This is a genomic window from Pseudonocardia wallangbongensis (assembly GCF_054486945.1).
Genome location: NZ_JBRERS010000006.1, coordinates 111,401 through 132,188, shown reverse-complemented (window position 1 = coordinate 132,188; position 20,788 = coordinate 111,401). Strand labels below are relative to the sequence as shown.

Here is a 20,788-nt window from a genome sequence, read left to right as displayed (position 1 = left end):
ACGAGACTTCATGCTGATTTACTCACGCCAGCCGGGGGGCCGACCCAGGACGCGACCGAGCAGGTCACATCTCGCCCAAAGATGCCCGAGAGGTGAACGTGAGCAGCGACGAACGCACCACGATCAAGAACGCCCGCCGGGCTGGCATAGCCGCGTTCGTCGGCACGACGATCGAGTGGTACGACTTCTTCGTCTTCACCACCGCGACCGGCCTGATCTTCGGAAAGATCTTCTTCCCGGAGCTCGCCCCCGGAGCCGGAGCGCTGGCGTCCTTCGCCACCCTCTGGGTCGGGTACATCGGCCGACCGCTGGGAGGCGTCCTGTTCGGCCACGTCGGTGACCGACTGGGGCGGAAGAAGGCCCTGGTCACCACGCTCCTGATCATGGGGTTGTCCACGGTGGCGATCGGTTTCCTGCCCACCTACGAGCAGGTCGGGATGGCCGCACCCGTCCTGCTGGCGCTGTTGCGCGTGCTGCAGGGCGTGGCGCTGGGCGGCGAGTGGGGCGGCGCGGTCCTGATCGCGTCGGAGAGCGCACCCAAGGATCGCAAGATCTCCTTCGGGAACTTCGCCCAGCAGGGCACCCCCACCGGGGCGATGCTGTCCACGGCCGTCTTCATCCCGCTCACCGCGCTACCGGAGGAGAGCTTCGCGAGCTGGGGCTGGCGGGTGCCGTTCCTGCTCAGCGCGATCCTGGTGATCGTGGGGCTGGTCATCCGCCTGCGGATCGCCGACCCGCCCGAGTTCGAAGAGGCCCGCAAGGCCAAGCAGCTCGCGAAGGTTCCGGTCGTCGAGGTGTTCCGGGGCTACACCGGGTTGATCGCGCTCGCCGTCGGAGCCTGTGCCGTCGGGATCGGGATGAGCGGGATGAAGAACCCGTTCGCGCTGTCCTGGCTGACCCACGGGGTGGGCGTGAGCACGACGGCCATGCTGAACGTCCTGCTCCTGGCGACCGTCGTCCAGTTCGTCACCCAGCCCTACGCGGCCTACTGCGCCCGCCGCTACGGCACCCTCAAGGTGATGGTGATCTCGCTCGTCGCCACCGTCGTCACGATGCCGGTGGCGTTCGGCCTGATGGGCACGGGCACGATCGCCTGGGTCGCGGTCGGCATGGGGATCTTCATGGCCACCCAGTCCGGCTACTACGCGATCCTCGCCGGGTTCCTCTCCGACGGCGTGTTCCCCGCGCGGATCAGGTACACCAGCATCTCACTGTCCTACCAGCTCGCGGGCTCGCTGTTCGGCGCGATCCCGGTGGCCGCCCAGTTCCTGCTGGCGCGCGCAGGCGGCATCTGGACCGCGGTCGCCTTCTACTCGGCGGTCGTGCTGCTCACCATCGCCTGCGTGCTGAAGATCGCCAAGCGGCAGCGCGGGCTGGCCGCCACGACCCCCGTGCCCGCACGGTCGACCACGGAAAGCGGAGTGAAATGACGAGGACGAACGACATCGCGATCATCGGGTTCGGCGAGACCGAGGTCGGCCTGCGCACCGGACGCAGCGCCTACGACCTGGCCGCCGAGGTCGTCGCCGAGGTCCTCGCGGAGACCGGGCTGGACCTCGCCGACATCGACGGGCTGTCCGTCGGCGAGACGATGAGCGAGACCGCCAACCCGTTCTGGGCCGTCTACCTGTCCGAGCACCTCGGGCTGAGCCCGACGTGGCTGCAGCTCAACGGGCTCGGTGGTGCGTCGACCATCGGCGGGGTGGCGCGTGCCGCCTCGGCCATCAGGGACGGCCTGTGCGAGACCGTGCTGGTGCTCGCCGCCGATGCCCAGTCGTCCTACCCGCCCACCGAGTACGGCGCCTACCGCCAGGAGTTCCAGTACCCGACCGGTGTGAAGGGCCCGGTCGGCGCGTTCGGCATGCTGACCCGCCGCTACCGGCACCAGCACGGCGACCCCGACCAGGCACTGGCGAAGCTGGCGGTGACCCAGCGCGAGCACGCACTGCTCAACCCGCTCGGTTGCGCCAAGCTGCGCAAGCCGATCACGGAGGAGGACTACCTCGGCTCGAGGGTGGTCTCCGACCCGCTGCGGATGCTGGACTCCGTGATGGTCTGCGACGGCGCGAACGCGCTGGTGGTGACGTCCACCGAGAACGCCCGGCGGCTCGGCGTGCCGGTCATCGCCCACCCCGTCGGCTACGGCGAGATCACCAACTTCAACGTCCGCGAGCCGCTCCCCGACATCACCACGACCGGGTTCACCGTTGCGGGCCCGAAGGCGTTCGCGCAGGCCGGCATGGCGCCCGCCGACATCCGGATGCTGCACCTCTACGACGACTTCCTGATCGCGCTGATCCTGACCATGGAGCAGACCGGGTTCTGCGAACGCGGTGACGGTGTGAAGTTCGTGCTCGACAACGACTTCTCCCACACCGGCAACCTGCCGTTGAACACCTCGGGCGGGCAGATCTCCGCCGGGCAGCCGGGTCTCGCGGGCGGCGGGCTCAATGCGGTCGAGGCGGTGCGGCAGCTGGCCGGCCGGGCGGGCGCCCGCCAGGTGGACGACCCGCGGAATGCGCTGGTCACCGGCATCGGCGCCATCCCATACGGCCGGAACTGGGCCGTGTCCAACGCGATGATCCTGGAGAGGGCCTGACCATGAGCGAAGCGGATACCCGGGTGGCCCCGACGCCCACCGGCTACACCGACACCAGCGCGTTCTGGGCCGCCGCCCGCGACGGCCGGTTCCTCGTCCAGTACGACCGGACCACCGGTGAGCCGCAGTGGTTCCCGCGCTCGCTGAGCCTGTCCAGCGGGCGGCGCGACCTCGAGTGGCGGGAGGTGAGCGGCGCCGGTGAGCTGTACTCCTGGACGGTGACCCACAGCGCGTGGCCCGGGCACGAGCACCGAGTGCCGTACGTGTGCGCGCTGGTGGACCTGCAGGAGGGCGTCCGGGTCCTGGCGAACGTGGTCGGCTGCGACCCGGCCGCGCTCACCGTCGGCCGGCCGGTGCGGCTGGTGTGGGAGGAGCTGGCGGACGGCAGCCGGTACCCCGCCTTCGAGCCGGCATGAGGCTGTCGGCCTACCTCCGGTCGCAGGCGGAGCGGCAGGCGGACCGGGACGCGGTGATCTGCGACGGCGCCCGGTTGACGTTCGGGGAGCTGGACGCTCTCGTTGACCGGCTGGCGGCGGGGCTGCACGACGCGAAGACCGGTGCCGGCGACCGGATCGCGGTGTGCCTGCCCAACGGAGCGGATTTCGTCGCCGTGTTCCTCGCGGCGTGCCGGCTCGGGGCGGTGACCGTGCCGGTGAACCCGAGGCTCACCGACGCGGAGATCGCCTACATGATCTCCGACAGCGAGCCCCGGCTGACGGTCACGACCGCGAGCCGGTGGGCCACGCTGGGCGGGCACGTGAACGGCGCGGTGACCGCGGTGCTGGTCGACGACGGGTCGACCGTGGACGCGGAGCCGGCCGCCGCCGCGCCGCTGTGGCTGCACGAGCTCCTGCGTACCGAGCCGCACGACCTGCCCGAGGTGCCGCTGGACGCCGACGACTGCGCGATCTGCTACACCTCCGGCACCACCGGACGGCCCAAGGGTGCGGTGCTGACCCAGTCCAACTACATCGTGGCGCACGGGTTCCTGAACGGCCTGACCTGGGGACTGGGCCCGGCGGACCGGACCCTGATCACCACGCCGATGGCGCACCGGACCGGGTTGGCGCGGATCGTCAACATGGTCTGCCACGGCAGCGCCGTGGTGATCATGCCCAGGTTCGACGTGGCGGAAGCCACCCGGCTCATCGCCGAGGAGCGGGTGAGCGTACTGGGCATGGTGCCGACCGTCGGACGGATGCTCATCGACGCCGTCGAGGAGAACCCGTCCGGGTTCGCCGACCTGCGGATCGTGCTCGGCACCGGCGAGGCCTTCCCGGCCGAACTGGCCGAGCGCTTCGAGGCAGCCCTGCCGGGGGTGCGGGTGCACGCGTTCTTCGCCATGACGGAAGTGGGGCAGATCGCCGCGCTGGAGCCCGCCGACCGCCGGACCCGTGCCGGGTCGGTGGGTCGTCCGGTACCCGGCATGGAGATCAAGCTCGTGGACGCCGCCGGGAAGCCCGCGCCCACCGGGCAGCCGGGCGAGATCATGGTCCGCGACGGCCGGCCCGGCCAGTTCCTCGTCATGCGCGGCTACCACAACCGGCCGGAGGCCACGGCCGCCGTGCTGCGCGACGGCTGGTTCGCCACCGGCGACGTCGGCCGGTTCGACACCGACGGCTTCCTGTACATCGTGGACCGCACGAAGGACATGGTCGTGACCGGCGGCTACAACGTCTACTCGCGAGAGGTCGAGGACGTCATCCGGGAGCTGCCGCAGGTCGCGGACGCGGGCGTGGTGGGCGTTCCCGATCCCCGCTACGGCGAGTCGGTCGCGGCGTTCGTCCAGCTCGAGCCGGGGGCCACGCTCACCGCTGAGCAGGTCGTCGACCACTGCCGGACCCGGCTGGCCGGCTACAAGAAGCCGCGGTCCGTCGCATTCCTGGACGCGTTCCCGCGCGGATCCACCGGGAAGCTGCTGAAGCGCGAGCTGCGGGAGATGGCGCGCCGGGCCGCCGAGAACCCCGCGAAATCCTGAGAGAGAGTGGTGAGTGCAGGGCATGTCCGTCGTCGTCGTCGAGAACCCGGAACCGCATGTGGCGCTGGTCCGGATCAACCGCCCCGAGGTGCGCAACGCGCTGAACACGGAGGTGCGCGCGGAGCTGGTCGAGGCGTTCGCGAAGATCAATGCCGACCCCGAGGTCAGGGTGGTGGTGCTGACCGGGGACGAGCGCGCGTTCGCCGCGGGCGCGGACCTGCGTGAGCAGGCGGACCGGGATGTCGTCGGAGCGATCAACACCCCGGCCACCCGCCCGGTCTGGGACTGCCCCAAGCCGGTCATCGCCGCGGTGAACGGCTACGCACTGGGCGGCGGCTGCGAGCTGGCCATGCAGTGCGACTTCGTGATCGCGTCCGAGAGCGCAAGGTTCGCCCAGCCGGAGATCAACCTGGGCATCGTGCCCGGGGGCGGCGGCACCCAGCTCATGCCCCGCCTGATCGGCCGGGGCAACGCGATGTTCCTGCTGCTCACCGGCAACCGGGTCACGGCCGAGGACGCGCGCCTGCTCGGCCTGGTCGCCGAGGTGGTGCCGGGCGACGCCACCGAGCGTGCCGTCGAGGTGGCCGGGCAGATCGCCGCGAAGCCCCCGCTCACCGCGCGAGCGATCAAGTCCTCGGTCCGCGGCGGCCTGGACGCGCCGATGCAGGCCGGGCTCGACCTGGAACGGCGGGCGTACGAGTCGATGTTCGGTACCCGCGACCTGAAAGAGGGCATCTCCGCGTTCTTCGACAAGCGCGCCGCCCGGTTCACCGGCGAGTGACGCGATGGACTTCTCCCTCACCACCGAGCAGCAGGCGATCCGCGAGACCATCCGCAGGTTCGTCACCAGGGAAGTCGTCCCGCTGGAGGAGGAACTGCTCCGCCGCCTGCAGCGCGGTGGCGCCGGCATCACGCCCGACGAGGTTCGTGAGCTGCAGCGGAAGGCGCGCGCGTTCGGGTTCTGGGGGCCGAGCACCCCGGCCGAGTACGGCGGGATGGAGCTGGACTGCGTCGACCAGTCCCTGCTGCACATGGAGCTGGGCAAGACGCTCGTCCGCTTCCACCTGGGCGGCGAGGCCGACAACATCCTCTACGAGTGCGACGGGCCTCAGCGGGAGCGCTACCTGCTCCCGACGATCGCGGGCGACCGGATCTCCTGCTTCGCGGCCACCGAACCGGACGCGGGCTCGGACCTGACCGCGCTGCGCACCACCGCGCGGCGCGACGGGAGCGACTGGGTGATCGACGGCGAGAAGACGTTCATCACCCACGGCATGGACGCCGACCTGGCCATCGTGGTCGCGCGGACCGACCCGGAGGCGGACCGGCGCACGGCGTTCACCGCGTTCCTTGTCGAGCGGGAGATGGGCTTCACCAGTTCGCCCATTCCCACGATGGGCCAGATGTGCCCGGCTTCGTTGACGTTCGACGGGGTGCGGGTCCCGGCCGCGAACGTGCTCGGCGAGGTCGGTGACGGATTCCGGCTGGCGATGCGGTGGATCGGCCGGGGCCGCTACATCCAGCCCTCACGGGCGGTGGGGGCGGCGGAGCGGCTGCTCGGCATGGCGGTCGAGTACGCGAAGGTGCGGCGGACCTTCGGCAAGCCGCTCGCGGACCACCAGGCGATCCAGTGGATGATCGCGGACTCGGTGGCCGAGCTGGAAGCGGCCCGCTACGCGACGCTGCTGGCCGCGTGGACCGCGGACCAGGACGACGGCACGCAGATCGCCACGTCGGCCATCGCCAAGCTGAAGGTGGCCCGGTACGCGAACGACATCGCGGACCGCGCGCTGCAGATCCACGGCGGCATGGGCTACTCCCAGGAGCTGCCCATCCAGCTGTGGGCTCGGGACCTGCGGGTGCTGCGGATCTACGAGGGCAGCGACGAGATCCAGCGGCGCACCCTCGCGAACCAGGTGCTCACCGGCCGCTATCGGCTCGGAGGGCACCTGGCATGACATGGGATCCGATCGTCGAACCCGTGGACCCGTCGACGCGGGAGCCGTTGCCGCCGGTCGCGCCGAGCACACCTGATGAGGTGGCGGAGCGGGCGCGGGCCGCGGGCGCGGCACTGGCGTCCTGGAGCGTCGACGGACGCCGCAGGTCGAGGGTGCTGGCCGAGTGGGCGCAGGGGGTGCGGGCCCAGCACGACGACCTGGTGGCGGGGCTCGTGGTGGAGACCGGCAAGCCGGTGGGCGAGGCCCGGCGCGAGGTCGAGGGCGCGGCCGACGCGCTCGAGTACAACGCGGGGCTGGCCCGCCGGGCCGACGGCTGGGCGGCCACGCTGCCCGATGGAACGCGCAGCCACCTGGTCCGGGGGCCGGTGGGCGTGGGCGCGTTCATCGTGCCGTGGAACTGGCCGGTGCTGTTGCTGCTGCGCGACCTCGCTCCGGCGCTGGCCGCGGGCATCACGGCGGTGGTCAAACCGGCCTCGCAGACCAGCCACATCACCCGGCAGCTGCTCGCGCTGGGGGAGCACGCGGGGCTGCCGGAGGGGGTCGTCGCCATGGTGGACGGGGACCGCGAGGTCGCCGGTCACCTGTTGCGGCAGCCCGCCGTCCGCGCGGTCGCCTTCACCGGGTCCACGGCGGTGGGCCGGGAGATCCTGCGCGCCGCCGCCGGGAACGTGCTGCGGCCCCTCCTCGAGCTGGGGGGCAAGAACGCCGCCATCGTCTTCGCCGACGCCGATCTGGACACGGTGCTGCCACGCCTGGCGCGGGCATCGGTGATCACCAGCGGTCAGATGTGCATGGCGCTGTCCCGGCTCCTCGTGCCCCGCGACGTCCAACCGCACGCCCGGCAGGTCGTCGAGGAGACGCTGTCCCGGCTGCGCGCCGGCCACCCGGCCGACGGGCGCACCGACCTCGGCCCGCTCATCTCGGACGGGCACGCCGACCGGGTTGCCGCCATGCTCGAGCAGGCGCGCCGCGAGTTCCCGGTCAGCGGGGGCGAGCCGGTGCGCCCGGGCGGCCTGCCCGGGCGCTTCCTGCGGCCCGCCGTCGTGGATGCGCCGGATGTCGGCGCGCCGATCGTGCAGAGCGACGTCTTCGGCCCCGTGCTCACCGTCGAGCCGTTCGACGGCGAGCAGGACGCACTACGGCTCGCCAACGCCACCGAGTACGGACTGGTCGGTGCGGTGTGGACGGCCGATGCCGGGCGGGCATGGCGGATCGCCCATGCCATGGAGGCGGGGACCGTCTGGGTCAACGGTTGGGGAAGCACGTACGCCGAGGTGCCCGCGGGTGGTGTCAAGGCGAGCGGGCTCGGCCGTACCCGGGGCGTCGAGGGCGTCCGGCAGTTCACCGAGCTCAAGCACGTGCACTTCAGTGGGTGAAGCGGCGGTGCATGCGCAGCTGGTCCTCGGCGGCCGCGCGGCCGCAGGCCGTGCAGCAGACGACGGGGCGCAGGTCCTGACCGCAGGGGGCGTGGTGCAGCCGCAACGCGTCGGGGCGGGCGCCGGCCCAGGTGACGCCCCACGACAGCATGGCCAGGTACATCGGGTAGAGGCCGAGCCCGCGATCGGTGAGGCGGTACTCGTAACGGCGCGGGCTCACCGCATAGGGCGTCCTGTTCAGGATGTCCAGCTCCGTCAAGCGGATGAGCCGCTGGGAAAGGATGTTCGGCGCGATTCCCAGCGCGCGCTCGAACTCGTCGAACCTGCGCAGCCCGAAGAACGCGCCGCGTAGCACCAGGCTGCTCCAACGGTCGCCGGTGACCTTCAGCGTGCGAGCGACCGAGTTCGGACCGTTGCGTTCCAGCAGTTCCAGCCCTGGCACGCGGATGCGCCCGTGAGCGGAGGGTGCGGGAGCGGGCGGGATCTCGTCGAACGTGACCTCTCGGGCCACGGCCGGGAGGTGGCACGACGCGCAGCGCATCTCGACCCCGGCGCGCGAGCCGCACCCGACGTGCTCCACCGAAAGGGACGGGCCCGACGGGGCGGGCTCCCAGCGATCGCCCCAGTTCATGGCCATCAGCAGGCAGGTGCTGAACGCCCGGCCCGCGGGGGTGGGGCGGTACTCCGGCTTGGCCACCACATCGCGCACCAGGAGCCCGTTCTCGCACAGGCTCTCCAGCCGCGCGGCCAATGTGGACCTGGCGATGCCGAGGTGTTGCTGGAAGCCGTCGAAGCGGCTGACACCGCACACGATCGACTCGTGCAGCAGCAGCCACGACCAGGCGTCGCCCACGTTGTCGATGGCGGCCGCGACACCGTCGGCCGAGCGCTCGTCGGCGGGCCCGACCGTCGGCCGCACTGCGGGCTGCCCTGCCATGGGATCAGCATAATTGACCGTGTAGTCCGCTTCGGCATGCTCGGCCGCACCCACGTCCTTCCCGGCGGACCGACCTTGACAGGGCCGATGGCGGATCGGCACAGTCTCTTCGGATAGCGGAGTAGATTTCGTTATCCGAAAACAGGCGGGAGGCGCCCCATGACGACGACGGCTCGGCTCAAGCTGGTGGCCTACGTCTTCTTCGCGCTCGGCTTCCTCATCCCCTTCGGCGCCTCCGGCTGGCAGGGCATGCCGTTCGGCCAGCACCCCGGCGCCGTCGCCGCCACGGCCGTCCTGTGGATCGCGGGAATGCTGCTCGAGTACCGCGACTACACGCTCCACCGGGCGGACGCCGTGCTGCCGCTCTGGCGTCGGCTGTGCGACTTCGTCGGGCGCGGGTCCGCCACCTGGCTGCTACTCGGCATCGCCTTCGGCTTCGTGTACTACCCGACGATCTCGATCTCGACCTCGTTCTTCGGGACGAGCTTCAACGCGGTACTCGCCATCACCCTCGCGGTCATGGGCATCCAGATCTCCCTGGACGCCTGGCGCCGGTTGATCCGGGACATCCGGCCGGTCATCACGGTGGTCCTGCTCCGCTGGATCGTCATGCCGCTGGTCGGCTACTGCGTCTCCTACGCCGCCTTCCACCCGTTCCTCTCCGAGGACCTGGCTCAGCAGCTGGCCATCGGGATGATCCTGCTCGCCACCTCCCCGACCGGGGCCGCGTCGAACAGCTGGACCCTCATCAGCAAGGGCGACCTGGCGCTCTCGGTCTCGGCGACCACCGTGAACGTGCTGATCGCCCCCTTCCTCCAGCCCCTGCTCGTCAAGCTGTTCGTCGGCAGCACCACCTCGGTCGACGCCACCGGCATGTTCCTCGAGCTGGTGCAGTACGTCCTCGCCCCGGTCGTCGCCGCATCGATCGTGGGCATGTTCTTCCCGCGGCTCGTCGAGAAGATCAAGCCCGCCCTTCCCGCGGTCGCGGTCCTCTCCCTCGCGTGCGTGCTGATGGGCACCGTCTCCAAGGGCACCGCGACGATCCTCGCCAACCTCGGTGTGATCGGCTTCGTCGTGATCGCCTGCCTCGTCCACGGCGTGCTCGGCCTGACCCTGGGCTACGTGCTGCCGAAGTACCTCGGGTTCGCCCGGCCCCAGCGGGTCGCCTCGTGCTTCGAGGTCGGCATCGAGAACGCCGCGATCGCGCCGGCCCTCGCGGTCGGCTACTTCGGCCCGCTGGCGATCGTGCCCGCGATCGTCTACGGCAAGACGCAGAACCTGCTCGCCGTCACGCTCTTCGTGCCCTACTTCCAGAAGAAGGCCGAGGAGGACGACGCGCGCATCCCCGCCCCCACGACCCCTGAGGCCGAGCGGGGCTAGGAGCGTCGGTGGGGCCTCCGGTGGCGCGGCCCCTCCCGGGCATATCGCGGGCAGGCCGGGGGCCTGCCCGGTTTGGCGCGCGGCGCCACCGGATGCCGGCTTCGCGGGCATGATCACGGCCTCGGTGCGAGGGCGGCCACATGTGGCCGCGAATGCACCGACCCGCTGATCAAGCCGCACTACGGTCGGGGTTGTTCAGGCCGCTCTCAGAGCATCTTCCCGAGCAGGGCGGCCGCCCGCTGCATGACGGGGACGTGCCGCTCGCGCAGCTCGTCCATCGGGGTCCGGCTGGCGAGCACGGCGACGCTCAGCGCCGCGTGGATCAGGCCGGTCACGTCGGCCACCGGCACGGCGACCGTGCGCACCCCGACCTCGAGCTCCTCGTCGGTGACCGACACCCCGGACCCGCGCACCGCGAGGATGCGCCTGCGGATCTCCGCGACGTCGGTGACGGTGTTCGGGCCGGTGCGCTCCGGGGAACACCCCGCGAGATGGCGGTCGATCTCCTCGTCCGGAAGGGACGACAGCAGCAGGCGCCCGGTGGCGGACGCGTGTGCGGGCAGGCGGGCGCCGAGGCGGACGTTCATGGTCACGATGCGCTGCGACTCCACCCGGGCGATGAACGTGACGTGGGAACCGTCGAGCACCGCAAGGGACGCCGACTCCCCGAGCTCGTCGCGCACCGCCTGCAGGTGCGGCTGGGCCAGCACCGGCAGTGGCGCACTGCCGCTGTACGAGCCGCCGAGGCGCTGCATTCGCGGGGTGGGACGGAAGAACTTGCCGTCGTGGCTGAGGTAGCCCAGCTCCTGCATGGTGAGCAGGCACCGCCGGGCCGCGGCCGGCGTGATGCCCGCCGCCTCGGCTGCCGTCGAGACGGTGAGCGCGGGGCGGGTCTCGTCGAAGGCCTCGATGATCCGCAACCCTTTGGCGAGGCCGGCCATCACCTCCGATCGCTCACGCGCAGGCGCAGGAACGGCGCTATCGGACACACTTCGTTATACGAAAAACCGCGGTGCCACGTCAAGGTGTGCCGGCCCCGTCACGGGTGGGTCTGCAGAGCGGCGCGCTCGACGTCGTAGTCGTAGAGCGACAGGCGGAAGGTGCGAACGGCGTCGAGCTCGGTGTCGCGGGCGTTCAGGTCCTCGTACCGCGAGTCGTAGCGCAGGCCGTTCGCGCGCGCCCCGGCCTGCACGGCGGTCGTGCGCGGGTGGCGCAACGCCTCGTACTCGCCCAACCGGGCCCGTGCGGTCTCCGGCGTCGCGTCGGCCAGGACGATGGAGAGGGCGGCGGCGTCCTCGATGGCCTGGTTGGCGCCCTGGCCGAGATGGGGGAGCATCGGGTGCGCGGCGTCGCCGAGGAGGGTGAGCCTGCCGTCGGTCCAGCGCGGCAACGGTTCCCGGTCGTACAGGCCCCACCAGAACGTGTTCCGCACCGCGGCGAGGAGTTCCTGGATGCGCGGATCCCAACCGGAGAACGCCTCGGCGAGCACGGCCGGGTCACCCGGGGCCGACCACGATTCCTCGGCCTGGACGTGGCTCGGCACGAACCCCACGTAGTTGATGAGCGTGCCGGAACGGACCGGGAAGACGAGCAGGTGCTTGCCGGGCCCCATCCAGAGCTCGAAGCGATCGGTGGGCCACGACGGCACCTCCTCGGCGGGTAGGAGCCCCCGATAGGCGACCGAGCCCGAGTCGACCGGCCTGGCCGGCTCCACCACGTGCCGCTGCAGTGCGGAGTGGATGCCGTCGGCGGCCACCACGACGTCCGCCTCGACGGTGACGCCGTTCTCGAACACCACGTGCGCGGCCTCCGCCGACTCCCGGAGTCCCGTGCACCGGTGGCCCGTGTGCACGATGCCGGTCGGGAGAGCGCCGGCGAGCATGTTCACCAGGTCGGCCCGGTGGACGCCGTAGATGAAGTTGGCGCCGGTGGAGTCGGTGGTGAGGATGGGCGCGATCGGCGCGCCGTCCATCCGGTAGTACGTCGAGCGCTGCGGGTCCAGCCGTACCCCGAGCCGACGCAGCTCCCGGCCGATCCCGAGCCGGTCGAGGAGGCGAACGCTGTTCGGGGTCACCTGTACGCCGGCTCCGATCTCCCCGAGCTGCGGCGCCTGTTCGTACACCGTGACGTCGAGCCCGCGCCGGTGCAGAGCGAGCGCGGCTGCCAGACCGCCGATCCCGCCGCCCACCACGACCACCCGGAGCGACCCGCTCATCGGCCATCCTTTCGTTATACGAAACTACTTCGCAAATGACGGTAGGAGGGGGCAAGACACATGTCAACGTGTCCCGGGGTGCCCGACGTGGCCGCCACGAGGCCGACTCTCGGCGGTCGTCAGATCGCTACCGTCCGTCGACTGCGTCCAGCGACCGGTCGCCTTCAGGAGGTCGCCGGGTACGGGAACGGGAAGGGCCGCATGATCGGAAGCGGCCTGGATCGGTCCCCGTCCACCGGTGGCCGCACCGTCGGCTTCGTCGTGGGCGAGATCCTCGGGGCGCGCGGCCGACGTTCCGTCCGGCGACTGGCTACTCGGGTCGAGTCCGGAGCTTCTTCAACTCGTCCAGGACATCCGGCAGTCGCCATCGCGCGTGGCCGCCGGTCGTGACGAACACGGGGGTGAGCAACCCCTCGCGTTGGTACCGCTGGATGGTCTGGCGGGACAGACCGACGGCACGGGCGACCTCACCCGTACTGATCAGTCGTTCCTCGCTCACGGGGCCGACGCTAGGTCGGCTCCTGAGTCGTTGCCACCGCTCTGAGGCGATAGTAACGCCATGAGTCGATTTCGACTACTCTGCAGGTCGTGACGTTCTGGTGGACGGCGATCCCGGGAGGCGGTTGCGTCATGGGCGAGGCGGCGGACGAGGCGGACGCGCGGCTGGCGATCGCTCGGGCGCAGGGGCGAGCGTCGGTGAACTTCAGTGCGCGCAGCGGCCGGTACCGCTGGACCGTCGTTCTCGACGGCGGCAAGTCGGCGCACGGCTGGGCGGACACGGAGGCGGACGCGTGGTGGTTCGTCGAGGAAGCTCTGAACCGGCCGTATCGGGGGACACGCCACCGCAAGCCACGTGGACTGTTCGGGATGCCGCCCGCGTAGCTCTCGTCGGAGCACCACGGCGGAGGTTCGAGCGACGGGTCAGGTTGACTCGGCGGGTCGTGACTGGCACGGGCCTCGAGGACAGCTCCGGTCAACGCGAGGAGGGCGAGCACGGTAGGTGGCAACGTCGGCCGTGGGAGCGTGACCGTCAGGGCTTGCGGCCCACCGCGCAGTAGGAGTCGATGTGCTCGGGTGCACCGATCTCGGTGGGGATCGGGCGCCACCGTGGCGACGGTACGAGACCGGGTTCGATCATTTCGAGGCCGGCGAAGCACTCCCGGAACTCGTCGAGGGTGCGCAGCCGGTAGTTGCTCATCTCGGCGCTCTCGCGGACGGTGTCGCTGGTGTCGCTGCCGTCCAGCAGCGCGAGGTAACTGCCCGCGGGGACCCCGGCCATCAGGCGGTCGATGATCGAGCGCATGTCGTCGAAGTCGGGTGCGGCGTGCCCGAGGATGCCCAACAGCATGACGGCGACGGGTCGGTCGAGATCGAGGGTCTTGCCGGCCTCCGCGAGGATCGCCTCCGGTTCCCGGACATCGGCGTGCACGTACCTGGTCGTGCCCTCCGGCGTGGTGTTCACCAGCAACGTGCGGGCATGGGCGAGCACCAGCGGATCGTTGTCGACGTAGACGATCCGTGCGGAGGGGTTCTGTCGCTGCGCCACCTCGTGGGTGTTCTGCATGGTGGGGAGGCCGGTGCCGATGTCGAGGAACTGGTCGATGCCCGCCTCGCCCGCCAGGTGGGTCACCGCGCGGATGAGGAACTGGCGGGCCTGCCGGGCGATGACGAGGATCTGCGGGTTCTGCGCCGCGACCGCATCGCCGACGGCCCGGTCGGGCGCGTAGTTGTCCTTGCCGCCCAGCCAGTAGTTCCAGATCCGGGCCGAGTGCGGGACGTCGAACCTGAGCTCCGTCGAGTCGTGCGTCACAGGGCGGCTCCTCGGGGCGGGGGGTCGGCGCGATGCTAGTGGTCCCCGCCACTGGCCAGGAATCGATCTGGAGGGCATCGCATGACGATCGGCACGTTCCAGCAGATGTGGGACTCGGCTGTCGCGGAGCACGCCGACAGCCCGTTCGTCGTGTTCCGCTCCGAGTCGGGTGCCGTGTCCGAGTGGACGTACCGGGAGTTCGACGCGGTCGTCGCCCGCACGGCCGGTGCGCTCGCCGGGAGCGGTGTGCGGTCGGGATCGTCGGTGCACGTGGTGTTGCGCAACTGCCCGGCGTTCATCGCGGTCTGGCTGGCGGCGGCGCGGCTGGGGGCCTGGATGGTCCCGGTCGACCCGGCGTCGACCCCGCGCGACATCGCCACCCAGGTCCGGCGGGTGCATCCGGCGGTGGGGATCTGTGCCGCGGCTCGCGCCGGGGTGTACGCCGAGGGCGCGGCCGACGCGGTGCCGGTGGTCGTCGAGCTCGCGGAGGACGCCTCGGACGTCGCCGCCGACGGTCCGCTGGCCGCCGCACCCGTCGACACGGCCGTCGAGGTCGAGCCTGCGGACCGGCTCGCCGTCATGTTCACCTCGGGTACCACGTCGGAGCCGAAGGGCGTGCTCCTCACCCAGGCCAACTACGCGCACGTCGCCAGGGCGATGGCCGACGCGGCGGCCCTGCAACCGCGGCACCGCTGGTACGTCACGCTCCCGCTGTTCCACGCGAACGCGCAGTACTACTGCTTCGCCCCGGCGATCGCGGTGGGCGCCGGCGTCGCGTTGACCGCAGGCTTCAGCGCGTCGGGCTGGGTGCCGCACGCCCGCGAGCTCGGCGTCACCCACGCCAGCCTGTTCGCCGCCCCGATCCGGATGATCCTCGCCCGCTGCGCTCGGGAGGAACCGCCGCTCCGGTTGGAGCACCTCTGGTTCGCCCAGAGCCTGGGCATCGAGCACTACGAGAGGTTCGCCGAGCTCATCGGGACCCGCCCCCGCCAGCTCTACGGGATGACCGAGACCGTGGCGATCGTCTGCGCGGACACGTCCGAGCCGCCGGCCCACGACGTGATCGGCACCCCGATCCCGGGCCGGCGCATCCTCGTCGAGGACCCGTCGGGCGACGGCGCCGCGGCGCCGGGAACGCCCGGCCAACTCACGGTGCTCGGCACCCCGGGCGCCGACCTGTTCGCCGGCTACCTCGACGACGAGCGCACGACCGCGAAGGCGTTCCGGCACACGGCGGAGGGCACGTGGTTCTCGACCGGCGACCTCGTCTCGGCCGACGGCGGCGGGGTGCTGCGGTTCGTCGGCCGCGTCGACGACGTGATCAAGGTGGCGGGGGAGAACGTCAGCCTCACCGAGGTCGAGGCCGCGCTCGCGCAGGCGCCGGGCGTCTTCGAGGCCGCCGTGCTCGCACAGGCCGACCCGGTCCGCGACGTCGTCCCCGTCGCCTACGTCGTCGCCACGGACCCGGACAACCCGCCGAACAGCGCGGAGCTCGACGGGTGGGCCGCCGACAACCTCGCGCCCGCCGCCCGGCCCCGCGAGTGGAACCTGATCGACGAGCTGCCCCGGACCAGCGTGGGCAAGATCCGCCGGTTCCAGATCCCGCGCTGACGGGCGGGCGGCCGCACGATCGCGCCATCGTGCACGTTTTCTCATAGGCCTTGACCGTTCGTGCAGTCGCGGGCTTCGGTGTCCCTGCTCCCGGTGAGCGCGCCCACTCCCCGCTGAGACACACCGACTCGGAGGTCGTCCCGTCATGCCCGAACAGCCCTACTCACGTTCGCTGGCGTCCCTGCCGTCGACGGATGTGGTCGTCGTCGGCAGCGGACCCTCCGGCCTCGCGGCCGCGATCAGCGCGGCGCGCAACGGCGCGAGCGTGCGCCTGATCGAGCGCTTCGGCTTCTTGGGCGGCAACCTGACAGCAGGCCTGGTCGGCCCGTGCATGACCTCGTTCTCCCTGGACGGTTCGATCCAGCTCGTACGCGGGATCTTCGACGAGTTCGTGCGCCGGATGGAGGCCCGCGGCGGAGCGGTGCACCCGTCCCGGACCCGTTCCGGCAGCCCCTACTCCGGGTTCATGGTCTACGGGCACGAGGCCGTGACGCCCTTCGAGCCCGAGGCGGCCAAGCAGGTGGCGCTGCAGATGTGCCTCGAGGAGGGCGTGCAGCTCCTGCTGCACACGTTCGTCGTCGACGTGCTCACCGATGGCGGCAGGGTGAGCGGGATCGTCACGGCGAACAAGAGCGGTTTGGGATTCGTCCCCGCGCAGGTCGTGATCGACTGCTCGGGTGACGGCGACGTGGCGGCTCGCGCGGGTGCCCGGTTCGACTACGGGCGCGACGGAGACGGAGAGGTCCAGCCGACGACGCTGTTCTTCCGCGTCAGCGGGGTCGACGACGAAGCGGTTGCCGCGTACCGGCGGGCGCACCCCGATGAGCGTTTCCCGTTCGAGAGCAGGGTGGCGCAGGCCAAGGCCGACGGCGCGTTCACCCTGCCGAGGCGGGGGATCCAGCTGTTCCGCACCACTGAGCCGGGCGTGTGGCGGATCAACACGACCCGGGTCCTGGGGATCGACGGCACCGACGCCGCCGACCTGACCAGCGCGGAGATCGCCGCCCGCGGGCAGGTGGAGGACCTGATGGAGTTCTTCCACCGCTACCTGCCCGGCCTGGAGCGCTGCAAGCTGCTCGACACCGCGGCGACGATCGGGGTGCGGGAGTCGCGCCGCATCGTCGGCGAGCACATGCTCACGCTCGCGGAACTCCAGAACGGCACCCACTTCGACGACACCGTCGCCGTGGCCGGCTACCCGGTGGACATCCACAGCCCGGTGGGCCCCGACGGTCCCTTCGACGACGGCATCTCGCCCACCGCGAACGTGTACGAGATCCCCTACCGCTGCCTGGTGCCGGCCGACCTGCGCAACGTCCTAGTCGCGGGGCGGGCGATCTCGGCCACCCACGAGGCGCTGGCGGCGGTCCGCGTCATGCCGCCGTCGTTCGCGATGGGCGAGGCCGCCGGCACGGCCGCGGCGCTCGCCGTGAGCGCTGGTACGGACCCGCGGGACGTCGACGTGACCGCGCTGCAGCACCGCCTGCAGGCCCAGGGGGCGTACCTCGGCCCTCGCTCCGTCTCCCCAGTCCCTGCCGGCAGCCGCTGACGCGGCCGACCGTTTCAGCGTCGAACGATCGGAACCACCATGATTCGTCGAGTCGTCATCGCAAGCACCGTCGGCACCGCGCTCGAGTGGTACGACTTCATGCTCTACGGCACGGCCGCCGCGCTGGTCTTCGGCAAGGTGTTCTTCCCGGGTGGTGACCCGCTCGTCGCCACCCTCGCCTCGCTGGGCACGTTCGCGGTCGGGTTCTTCGCCCGCCCGCTGGGCGGAATCCTCTTCGGACACCTGGGTGACCGCTACGGCCGTCGGCTGGTCCTGGTGGCCACGTTGTGCCTGATGGCGGTGGCGTCGACGCTGATCGGGCTCATCCCCGACTTCGCGACGATCGGTGTCGCGGCACCGGCGACGCTCGTCGTCCTGCGGATCCTGCAGGGGCTCGGCGCGGGCGCCGAGTACGCGGGCGGGGCGTTGATGGCCGCCGAGCACGCTCCGCCCGGCAGGAGGGGCCTCTTCGCCGCGATCCCACCGACCGGCAACGCGCTCGGGGTGATCCTCGCCGCCGCGGTGCTCACCCCGTTCACGCTGCTGCCCGAGGACCAGTTCCTGGCGTGGGGGTGGCGGGTCCCGTTCCTGGTGAGCATCCTCATCCTGCCGATCGGCCTCTACATCCGCATGAAGGTCGCCGAGACGCCGGCGTTCGCCGCGACCGCGCAGCGCGGGCACCGCGAGGCCTACCCCGTCGTCGGGGTGGTCCGGCGGGCACCCCGTCCGCTGCTGCTGTGCTTCCTGGTCAGCGCAGGTCCGAACGTCGCCACGTACGTACCGAGCGTCTACGCGCTGAGCTACATCGAGAACAACCTCGCCCTGGCGGCCGGGGTGGCGACGCTCGGGCTGCTGATCGCCAACACCGTCAAGCTCGCCACGTTGCCGCTCGCCGGTGCGCTGTCCGACCGCTTCGGCCGAAAGCAGGTGTTCACCGCCGGTGCCCTGCTGTGCGCGGCGTCGGCGTTCCCGTTCTTCTGGCTGCTGGACACCGGCCAGGTCATCATGGTCTGGTTCGCGATGACGCTGGTGCTCACGTTCGCCAACGACCTGATGCTCGGCTCGCAGGCGGCGATGCTGCCCGAACAGTTCGACACCGAGGTGCGGTACACGGGCGTCGCCGTCAGCCGCGAGTTCGCGGCCGCACTGATCGGCGGCACGCTGCCCTTCGCCGCGGTCGCCCTGACCGCATCGGTCGGCAGCACCTGGCCGGTATCGCTCCTCATGATCGGCCTGTGCCTGGTCTCGGTCGCCGGCGTGGTCGGCCTGCGCGACGAGCGTGGCCGGTCGTTCCTCCCCGACGACGGCGGTGATCAGCGAGCGGTCGGACGGCCGGCCGCACCGGCTCCGGACATGCCTTCCCCGCTGTGATCGAGCAGGAGGCGCGCGGTCACCTCGTCCAGCACCAGGTCGGTGACGTACCCGCCGACCAGTGCGGCATGCAGCGCATCGATCTTGTGGTCACCGGATACCGCGCAGATCCGGTGCGCGACGCCCCGCAGGGCGTCCAGGTCGGGTCCGCTGGTCCGCTCGTTGATCCGGACACCGCGGTGGCTACCGTCCGGCCGGATGAAGGCCGTGCCGATGTCGCCGACGGCCTCGTCCTCGGCGAGCAGCGCGAAGTCCGAGGCGTCGAGCGCGTAGCCGGCCAGGTACGGGCTGCTCGGCTCGCCGGCCGCCACCGTCCCGACGCTGAAGAGCACGGCGTCCGCTCTGAGCTGCAGATCGACCACCCTGCGCAGCGCGCGTTCGGCGAACAGGGCTTGCCGCGTGGTGGCCGAGTCGAAGAACAGCGGAGCCGGCAACTGTTCCACGACGGCGTCGAGGGCCGCACCGAACGCGGCGAAGAGCTCCTGCGAGTAGTGCACCCCGGTGCCCCGCGAGTTCCCCGCCCCGTTGAGCGCGACGACCTGGCAGTTGCTCGTGGGCTTGCGGATCAGCACCTTGCTGATGGCGTGCACCATCGTTCCCCACGACACACCGACGACCATGTCGGAGTCGAAGATCGAGTTCACGACCCGGGCCGCCTGGATCGCGGTCCGCTCGAGCCGCTCGACGTTCCCCGCCGCCACGGGCACGTGCACGACCCGGACGTTCACCGCGAACCGCGCTCGAATCGCGGACTCGACGTCCGCGACCCGCGACTGCGGCGGGAGCACCCGGATCTCGACCAGGCCGGCCTGGCGGGCGAATGTGATGAGACGGGACACCGTCGAGCGGGAGGTCCCCATGTCCTTCGCAATGGCCTCCATCGTGGAGCCCTGGAGGTAATAGCGATGTGCTGCGCGCAGCGCCGCTTCGAGGCGGGCGTCCTCGGAGAGGTTCGTGAACTCCGCCACCATGCCCCCTCGGACGCCACGGATCGTTGATGGGCGCCCGACCAGCTACGGGCCCAGCGCGATCGCGATCTTCCCACCCCGCTGGTCCCGGGCCGCCTCGAACGCCTCCTGCGACCGTTCCAGCGGGAAGACCGGGTCGAGGAACGGGCCCACGTCGACCGCGCCGGTGTGGATCAGCTCGACCGCCTCGCGGAAGGCCGTGAGCCCGGGCTCGACCTGGGTGCTGTGGTTGTGCTCGATGGAGGGCTGCTTGTTCCACGCCTCGTTGTAGTCCCAGGTCGTGGGGCCCTGCGGCTTCTCCGGGAAGCCGAAGTAGCCGACGCGGCCCCGCGGCCGCACCGCGTGCAGGCTCTGGATGCGGGTCTCGTCGTACCCGACGGCCTCGATCACCAGGTCTGCGCCCGCACCACCGGTCGCCTCCCGCACCGCCTCGACGAACGACCCCTCGGTGACGTCGACGACCACGTCCGCGCCGAACTCCTTCGCGATCCGCAGGCGCGACGGCGCCTTGTCGGCGATCACGACTGTGGCGAACCCCGCGCGCCGCGTCAGCTGCGCGAAGAACAGGCCCGCTGACCCGGCGCCGCAGATCGCGGCCGTCAGCCCCGCGGCGGGCCCGGCGACGGCCTCCGGCCAGAACCGGCGCATCGCGTACACGGTGGTGCCGAGCTGCTGGGCCATCAGCAGCCGGTCCACGTCCCCGCCGTCCGGCAGCTTCACCAGCGAGCGGCCCGCGACGGCCTGCCACTCGGCGAAGCACCGCGCGTCCCGCGGCACCGGCGCGACGAGCACCGCGTCCCCCGGGGCGAAGCCGGGTGACCGGGACTCCTCGACGATCCCGACGCCCTCGTGCCCGGGGAACCCCGGCGGCGCCGGGAACTCGCCGCGGTGGAAGCCGTCGAAGACGATGTGCAGGTCGCTGCCGCAGACCGACCCGCGGTGCGACCGGACCAGCACCTCGTCCTCACCGAGCTCCGGTACCGGGACATCGACCGTCTCCAGCCGGCCCGGTGCCACGAGCTGCACTGCCCGCATG

At 71.4% G+C, this 20,788-nt stretch carries 19 protein-coding genes; 12 read left to right on the top strand and 7 right to left on the bottom strand.

Annotated features, from left to right (window positions below; all coding sequences use genetic code 11):
* Positions 1-98 precede the first annotated feature (98 nt).
* From ACU436_RS22825 to ACU436_RS22795, 7 genes are read left to right on the top strand one after another with little or no spacing between them, the layout of a single operon-like run.
* Positions 99-1,430 (top strand): MFS transporter, encoded by a 1,332-nt coding sequence (locus tag ACU436_RS22825; RefSeq protein WP_459028458.1) that lies wholly within the window; start codon positions 99-101, stop codon positions 1,428-1,430.
* Positions 1,427-2,599: a thiolase family protein gene (locus ACU436_RS22820; protein ID WP_459028456.1), complete on the top strand. Its 1,173-nt coding sequence runs from the start codon at positions 1,427-1,429 to the stop codon at positions 2,597-2,599. Before ACU436_RS22825 ends, ACU436_RS22820 begins: the two co-directional genes overlap by 4 nt.
* 2 nt (positions 2,600-2,601) lie before the next feature.
* Positions 2,602-3,015, top strand: a complete 414-nt coding sequence (locus ACU436_RS22815; protein WP_459028455.1) for a Zn-ribbon domain-containing OB-fold protein — start codon at positions 2,602-2,604, stop codon at positions 3,013-3,015.
* The gene (locus tag ACU436_RS22810) at positions 3,012-4,577 is read left to right on the top strand and encodes a class I adenylate-forming enzyme family protein (RefSeq protein ID WP_459028453.1); all 1,566 of its coding nucleotides are present in this window, start codon (positions 3,012-3,014) and stop codon (positions 4,575-4,577) included. The genes ACU436_RS22815 and ACU436_RS22810 overlap by 4 nt, the downstream gene beginning before the upstream one ends.
* Before the next feature lie 22 nt (positions 4,578-4,599).
* Positions 4,600-5,358, top strand: coding sequence for an enoyl-CoA hydratase-related protein (locus ACU436_RS22805; protein WP_459028451.1), 759 nt, complete (start codon positions 4,600-4,602; stop codon positions 5,356-5,358).
* 4 nt (positions 5,359-5,362) lie between these two features.
* Positions 5,363-6,535 (top strand): acyl-CoA dehydrogenase family protein, encoded by a 1,173-nt coding sequence (locus ACU436_RS22800; protein ID WP_459028449.1) that lies wholly within the window; start codon positions 5,363-5,365, stop codon positions 6,533-6,535.
* A gap of 23 nt (positions 6,536-6,558) precedes the next feature.
* Positions 6,559-7,911 (top strand): aldehyde dehydrogenase family protein, encoded by a 1,353-nt coding sequence (locus ACU436_RS22795; protein WP_459028448.1) that lies wholly within the window; start codon positions 6,559-6,561, stop codon positions 7,909-7,911.
* Here ACU436_RS22795 and ACU436_RS22790 read toward each other — a convergent pair.
* Positions 7,901-8,848, bottom strand: coding sequence for a winged helix-turn-helix transcriptional regulator (locus tag ACU436_RS22790; RefSeq protein WP_459028446.1), 948 nt, complete (start codon positions 8,846-8,848; stop codon positions 7,901-7,903). The two genes, ACU436_RS22795 and ACU436_RS22790, sit on opposite strands and share 11 nt — an antisense overlap.
* A gap of 159 nt (positions 8,849-9,007) precedes the next feature.
* Here ACU436_RS22790 and ACU436_RS22785 point away from each other — a divergent pair, with 159 nt between their 5' ends.
* Positions 9,008-10,228, top strand: coding sequence for a bile acid:sodium symporter family protein (locus tag ACU436_RS22785; protein ID WP_459028444.1), 1,221 nt, complete (start codon positions 9,008-9,010; stop codon positions 10,226-10,228).
* 206 nt (positions 10,229-10,434) lie between these two features.
* Here the strand turns inward: ACU436_RS22785 and ACU436_RS22780 are convergent, their stop codons facing one another.
* From ACU436_RS22780 to ACU436_RS22770, 3 genes are all read right to left on the bottom strand, one after another.
* Positions 10,435-11,169: an IclR family transcriptional regulator domain-containing protein gene (locus tag ACU436_RS22780; RefSeq protein ID WP_459028442.1), complete on the bottom strand. Its 735-nt coding sequence runs from the start codon at positions 11,167-11,169 to the stop codon at positions 10,435-10,437.
* Positions 11,170-11,267: 98 nt separating this feature from the next.
* Positions 11,268-12,443: an FAD-dependent oxidoreductase gene (locus ACU436_RS22775; RefSeq protein WP_459028440.1), complete on the bottom strand. Its 1,176-nt coding sequence runs from the start codon at positions 12,441-12,443 to the stop codon at positions 11,268-11,270.
* A gap of 310 nt (positions 12,444-12,753) precedes the next feature.
* Positions 12,754-12,942: a MerR family transcriptional regulator gene (locus tag ACU436_RS22770; protein ID WP_459028438.1), complete on the bottom strand. Its 189-nt coding sequence runs from the start codon at positions 12,940-12,942 to the stop codon at positions 12,754-12,756.
* 89 nt (positions 12,943-13,031) lie between these two features.
* Here ACU436_RS22770 and ACU436_RS22765 point away from each other — a divergent pair, with 89 nt between their 5' ends.
* Positions 13,032-13,325 (top strand): hypothetical protein, encoded by a 294-nt coding sequence (locus ACU436_RS22765; RefSeq protein WP_459028437.1) that lies wholly within the window; start codon positions 13,032-13,034, stop codon positions 13,323-13,325.
* A gap of 148 nt (positions 13,326-13,473) precedes the next feature.
* On the opposite strand, the gene ACU436_RS22760 is transcribed toward ACU436_RS22765, so the two are convergent.
* A complete protein-coding gene (locus ACU436_RS22760; protein ID WP_459028435.1) occupies positions 13,474-14,253 on the bottom strand; it encodes an SAM-dependent methyltransferase in 780 nt (259 codons plus the stop codon).
* 81 nt (positions 14,254-14,334) lie between these two features.
* Between ACU436_RS22760 and ACU436_RS22755 the strand changes: the two genes are divergently transcribed.
* The 3 genes from ACU436_RS22755 (at position 14,335) to ACU436_RS22745 (ending at position 18,784) form a co-directional block, all read left to right on the top strand.
* A complete protein-coding gene (locus ACU436_RS22755; RefSeq protein WP_459028433.1) occupies positions 14,335-15,864 on the top strand; it encodes a class I adenylate-forming enzyme family protein in 1,530 nt (509 codons plus the stop codon).
* Between the two features lie 145 nt (positions 15,865-16,009).
* On the top strand, positions 16,010-17,413 hold the full coding sequence (locus ACU436_RS22750; RefSeq protein WP_459028431.1) for an FAD-dependent oxidoreductase: 1,404 nt from the start codon (positions 16,010-16,012) through the stop codon (positions 17,411-17,413).
* Positions 17,414-17,452: 39 nt separating this feature from the next.
* Complete coding sequence (locus ACU436_RS22745; RefSeq protein WP_459028429.1) at positions 17,453-18,784, top strand: MFS transporter; 1,332 nt, start codon at positions 17,453-17,455, stop codon at positions 18,782-18,784.
* On the opposite strand, the gene ACU436_RS22740 is transcribed toward ACU436_RS22745, so the two are convergent.
* Both ACU436_RS22740 and ACU436_RS22735 read right to left on the bottom strand, forming a co-directional pair.
* Positions 18,727-19,752 (bottom strand): sugar-binding transcriptional regulator, encoded by a 1,026-nt coding sequence (locus tag ACU436_RS22740; RefSeq protein WP_459028427.1) that lies wholly within the window; start codon positions 19,750-19,752, stop codon positions 18,727-18,729. The two genes, ACU436_RS22745 and ACU436_RS22740, sit on opposite strands and share 58 nt — an antisense overlap.
* Positions 19,753-19,797: 45 nt before the next feature.
* Positions 19,798-20,787, bottom strand: coding sequence for a zinc-binding dehydrogenase (locus ACU436_RS22735; RefSeq protein WP_459028426.1), 990 nt, complete (start codon positions 20,785-20,787; stop codon positions 19,798-19,800).
* Position 20,788 lies beyond the last annotated feature (1 nt).